The organism is Anaerolineae bacterium, assembly GCA_014360855.1.
In the GTDB taxonomy this organism is placed as follows: Bacteria; Chloroflexota; Anaerolineae; order JACIWP01; family JACIWP01; genus JACIWP01.
Map to the genome: position 1 here is coordinate 1 of JACIWP010000221.1, position 5,146 is coordinate 5,146.

The 5,146-nt window shown below is 65.9% G+C and carries 4 protein-coding genes; 1 reads left to right on the forward strand and 3 read right to left on the reverse strand.

Going from position 1 to position 5,146, the window contains the following annotated elements; genetic code table 11:
- On the forward strand, window positions 1-713 hold a 713-nt coding region (locus H5T60_11375), incomplete at its 5' end, for a hypothetical protein (GenBank protein ID MBC7243033.1).
- Between the two features lie 7 nt (window positions 714-720).
- Here the strand turns inward: H5T60_11375 and H5T60_11380 are convergent.
- The 3 genes from H5T60_11380 to H5T60_11390 form a co-directional block, all read right to left on the reverse strand.
- Window positions 721-2,487, reverse strand: a complete 1,767-nt coding sequence (locus H5T60_11380) for a hypothetical protein (protein MBC7243034.1) — start codon at window positions 2,485-2,487, stop codon at window positions 721-723.
- On the reverse strand, window positions 2,474-3,499 hold the full coding sequence (locus H5T60_11385) for a CPBP family intramembrane metalloprotease (protein ID MBC7243035.1): 1,026 nt from the start codon (window positions 3,497-3,499) through the stop codon (window positions 2,474-2,476). The genes H5T60_11380 and H5T60_11385 overlap by 14 nt, the downstream gene beginning before the upstream one ends.
- A 17-nt stretch (window positions 3,500-3,516) precedes the next feature.
- The coding region (locus H5T60_11390; protein ID MBC7243036.1) for an endonuclease/exonuclease/phosphatase family protein at window positions 3,517-5,146 on the reverse strand (1,630 nt) is incomplete at its 5' end.

The following is a 5,146-nucleotide window of genomic DNA, read 5'->3' on the forward strand; positions in this document are numbered from 1 at the left end:
AGCACTCCTTGCACTGGCAGAGGGTCGGGCTGGACATCGAGCCGCATATCGCCGAGATGCAGGGGTTGTACGCCGGCCGCTGGCTTGCCCTGCTTCCCACCATTTGGGACCGCCTGTTCAATCCCGAGCGTATCTGGCATGCGGAGGCCGTATACCAGGGGCTGATCGAGCGCATCCATGCGGACGGCTGGGGTGCCGAGGTGTACCACATGCCGCTTATCGTGGATGAGAGGATGGCCGGCTCACGGCTCATCCGCGCGCTCGGGGGGCTGGTGGACGTGAAGGGGGATATCGAGGTGCTGATGCTCTATTCCAGCTTCCTGCGCCCCCACGGTGCGGCTTTCCTGTGGAGCTACGGCCCCCATGCCCAGGCCATCGGCGTCGGGAGCACGGGCGGCGGGGTGGAGATCGCCGGCACGGTTTCCCAGGCGCCGCTTTCATGGGAGGAACTGGAGCGGGATCTGCTCCTGGCGCACCGCTGGAGCCATCAGCTCTACATCTTCAGCCTGGAGGGATGCGTCCAGCAGGGCTATCTCTCCCGCCTGGCAGACATAGATTGGCACGCCGGACTGCCGGCCGTCCCGGATATCAGCGGGGTGGAGCGCTTTCGCAAGGGCCTGCGCGCCGCGCTCTGGGTCAGCAATCATCCCTGGCTCACGCTGGCCGGCTTTGCGGCACTGCTCTGGCTGTTGACCCGGCGGCGCCGGCGTTGAAGGGGCTTCAGCCTTTTGTCGGGATGCCCGCCGGCAGTTCCACGACAAAGCGCGCGCCGCGGCCGTCGGGCCGGTTCTCGCCGCTGATGCGCCCGCCGTGGGCCTCTATAATTTGCCGGGAGATGTAGAGGCCGAGGCCGGTGCCCTGATGCGCCGGCTTGGTGGTGTAGAACGGCTCGAACAGACGGTTCAGGTCTGCTGTGCTCAGCCCTGGGCCGCTGTCTTCGACCACCACCTGCACCATGTCGTTGGCCCGAGAGGTGCGGATGGTGAGGAGGCGCGGCGGTTCCGAATTCTCCATCGCCTCGCCGGCGTTCAGGAGCAGGTTGAACAATACCTGCTGAATCTGCGCGGCGTCCACCAGCACCCTCGGCAGGTTCTCATCCAGATCGAGTTGTACGGTGATTTCCGCCTGCTCATGGATATGGCGGGTGACATCCAGGGAATCGCGCACCAATTGATTGAGGTCGGTCAGCTCGCGCCGCGGTGCGCGTCCTGGGCGAAGATAAGCCCGCGCGCGTGCCAGCAGTGCCTGGCAGTGCAGGACGGACTCTCGAACCTCCTCCAACTGGCGCCGGCGCCCCTCATCTTGCTCCACGGCCAGCAGGGCATGGACGACGCTGGATATGGTAGCAACCGGTGAGCTTAATCCCTGCACCAGGCCGGCGGTTAGCGAGCCGAGCGATGCCAGCCGGTTCGCCTGGATGAGTTGTTCGCGCGCTTCCTGAAGCTCGCTCATGGCGGCGCGGAGCTGGGTAGTGCGCTCGCTGAGCAGTTTCTCCAGCCGGCGGTTCAACTGCTGGACCTCCGCATAGAGTCGGGCGTTCTCCCGTTCCCGCGCCGCCAGCATATCCGCTGACTCCGCCAGCCGGCTCCCAATGGCCTGCGCGAGGATGAAAGAGGCCGCCAGGCCTAATAGGATGGCCACCAGCGAGGCCAGCGTTACCGCCGTGCGGATGGTGGAGCCGGCGGGATTGGGTATCTCGATTTGCAGATACCCGATCTGGCGGTTCTCCGCGTCCCACAATTCCCCTGTGGCGACAAGCAGATTGTGCGGAAGATGGTCCACCGCCGGCAGGTACGAGGCCGGCCGCAGATTGGCGCGCTGGATATACCCTAACCGAACGGCCTCCTCCTGTGCGCTCAGCGGCCGACTGCCGGCCAGGAACTCCCCCTCGCCGAACAGGAGCACTTCCCGCCCCAGGTAGGCTTTCAGCCGTTCCATAAAGGCGCGGTCCAGCGGCCGGGCCACCATGACGAAGCCGATGATCTCTCCCGCGCCGCCCCCTTGCACTGGGACGATGGCCACCGCTGTCGGCGTGCCGGCCAGCGCATACAGGCCGGCATCCCCTCGCCCTTCCTGCGCCGACTGGAAGATGCGCCACGAGGGAACACCGCTTATCGCTTCCTGGCCAAGGCCAACGCCGGCGGTCCACCGCCCTTGACGATCGAGCACAGCCCACATGCGCACCGAGAACACGTCTTCCAGGGTGCTCGACAGCGCGCTTTCCAGCGCGCTCCACTCGGCCCCGGCGGGGCTGGTCAATGCTACCGCCAGCTCCGGCCGGCCGGCGGCCTCTTTTGCGGCAGGGATCAGCTCGATGGTCAACTGTCCGATGATGCGCTGGAGGGTTTGCCACTGCGTGGCCGCCAGCTCCTGCCCCACTTCCTCCGTGGCGGTCATGGTTGCGACATATACGATCCCGCCGTAGGCCAGCAGGGCCGCCAGCGCCACCAGCACGAACGACAGGACGAAGCGCTTACGGTTCCACATCCGTATCCCCCGGGTTTCCGCCTTCTGCGGGAATGGATCGAGATGAAGCGGCCGGCGCATGCCGCCGCACCAGAACCAGCAGGACGATGATGCCCAATAGGGTGCTGAGGGTCACCGTCAGCCCGCCCTCCGGCCCGAACGCGCCCCCCGTCCACCATCCAGGACCTGCTGTCTGCAGGTGAAAAAGCGGGGCCTGACCGAACCCGGACCCGCTGACCGGCAGGCCCAGGATATTTCCCTGCGTCCAGTTCCAGGCCGAGTGCAGTCCGAACACGCCCCAGAGCGATTCATCCCGTAACGCATACAGCGCCGCAAACACGGCGTACAGGAAGAGGTTGACAAGCGCCAGCGGCGTCAGATTGGGATTGAGCGCGTGCTGAAGGGCAAAGAAGAGTGAGGAAAGCACTATGCCGGCCGCGACACCCGCCTTGGCGCTGAAGGCCTGAAGCAGGTACCCACGCGCTACCAGTTCCTCCGCCGGCCCCTGCAGGAGGAAAAAGAGCAGGGTGATGCACAACCAGAGGATAGTCTTCCCGACCCCTGCCGGTGTCACGGCCAGGATGCTCAGCCCGCCGCGTAGGGGGATGAGCGCGACGGAGAACACCAGCAGGCCGGCGCCGACCAGCATGCCGCGTGCCCACTGTTGGAGAGGACGATGGCTCTGCAGGCCGAGGGACGCCAGCGGCCGGCCCTCTACCACCCGGACCCAGAGGAATGTCCAGCCGGCCATGAGCAGGAACTGCAGCAGGTTGACCAGCAGACCCGGCACGGTGCGGTTCATCATGTCCAGCATTTGGAGGATGGCCCCCTCGGTGAGCTGGAACTGGCCGCTTTGCAGGGCCGGCACCATCAGCACCGCGGTGATGGGGATGCTTAAGAGGCCGCCCACCACCAGTAGTACGACTTCCAGCGACAGGATGAAGAGGAGGATCCTGCCCCAGGTAGGGGGCCGGCCAGCCAGGACGCCGGCAAGCAGTTGGTTGCGTCGGAGATCATCCAGTGGCCGCTTCATGCCTGCCCTCTACTCCTTCACGGCGCCAGCCGCACCTGCACCACGACCGGACGATGGTCCGAGGCCCGGCTGTCCATCACCCGCGCGCCCAAGGGGGTCAGTTCTGGCGAGAGGAAGATATAATCAATGCGTTCGTTCGGGGCTATGGCGGGGAAAGTGTAGCCGGGCGGTGGGCCAACGGCGGCGTAGGCATCGGTGAAGTGCTCCAGCATGGCGCGAATCTCCGCCGTATCCGGCACAGCATTGAAATCTCCCATCACGGCTTTGGGAAGCCCCTCGGGTTGGACCAGCGCCAGCAGTTCCTGTACCTGTTGAAGCCGCTCGGGAGTGGAATGCCCCACGTGGGTCAGGTGTGTGCTGTAGACCGCCAGCCGCCGGCCGCCGATTTTGACCCGCGTCGCCAGGCAGGAGCGGCGTTCCAGCACCACTGTGGCGTAGGGGAAATTTTCGCCGGCCACGATGGGATAGCGGGAGATAACGGCATTGCCATAGGTCAGGTTGGCCGCCGGCCCGAATTCCCAGTAGCGGTAGCCGGCCGGCCGCAGGATGTCCATCAACACCATCAGATCGTCGGTGAACCCGTTCAGGCCGGAGCCGCGGTTGACTTCCTGCAGGGCGACGATATCCGCGTTGGCCGTGAGGATCGTATGGGCGGTGCGCCGCAGGTCAAACCGGTCATCCGCCCCAAAGCCGCTCCGGATGTTATAGGTCATCAGGGTCACTTCCTGCCGAGGGTCTGGGTGGGCGCCGGCCGGCTGGATGAACAGCGCGCCAGCGGTCACGACCAGCAGGACCACTGCCGCTACCCACACCCATGACGCAGCGCGCACGACCCGCATAGGACAGCGCCGGCGCTGCAGGCGGATGCCGGCGGCCATCCCGCAAATGCCCGCCAGCACAGCGCCGGCGATCAGCACTCGTTCGTCCTGATAGAGCAGGAGCGGCACGAGAAGGACCAGCATAACCAGGAGGCCCAGCCACCATCCCAGGCCGGCGGTGATGACCGGATGGCCGCTGGAGCTGACCAGCAGGCGGCCGAACAAGACAATGTCCACCATCAGCAGTCCCAGGCCGACGGCCATCAGCGGCAGGTTCCAGTGCGAGGGGCGGTTCAACACCAGCAGGGCGGTGCTGGCAATCAGCCCTAGGTTCGCCAGCAGGGCGGTGAAGAGTGGATTCTGGTCGAGTAATTGGACGGAATCCGCGTCATAATAGAGGGCGCTCCCGATCAGGACGGCAGTGGCTACCGCCGTGACGACGGCGGCGGGATAGGGGGCATTGGCCAGCGGGCCGGCGAGGGAGGCGTTGAAGAACAGCGCGTATCCCAGGAACATCCCTATTCCCAGGCCGGCCAGCAGAATCCCATCTGCCCACCCGCCCTGTGGCAAGGGGGTCAGGGGTTCGCGCACTGTGCGGCGCGGCCAGGTCAGCGTTCGACTGAACATAATGCCGGCCAACAGGATCACCAGCACCGCCGGCAGGGCCCCGCTGGCGAAAAATGTGTCCGCCGAGGAGAGGATGGCCCGCAGGCAGATGTCCAGCGGGATCGCCGCCAGCATCCCCCATGTCAGCGCGTAAATGCCGCGCCGCTCACGCGAGGCGAGCCAGCCGGCGTACAGGGGGAGGTACACGCCGTACAGGGCAATG

Coding starts and splice junctions, on each gene's coding strand:
- H5T60_11385 (MBC7243035.1), bottom strand. CDS start 3,499: ATGAAGCGGCCACTGGATGATCTCCGACGCAACCAACTGCTTGCCGGC.
- H5T60_11380 (MBC7243034.1), bottom strand. CDS start 2,487: ATGTGGAACCGTAAGCGCTTCGTCCTGTCGTTCGTGCTGGTGGCGCTG.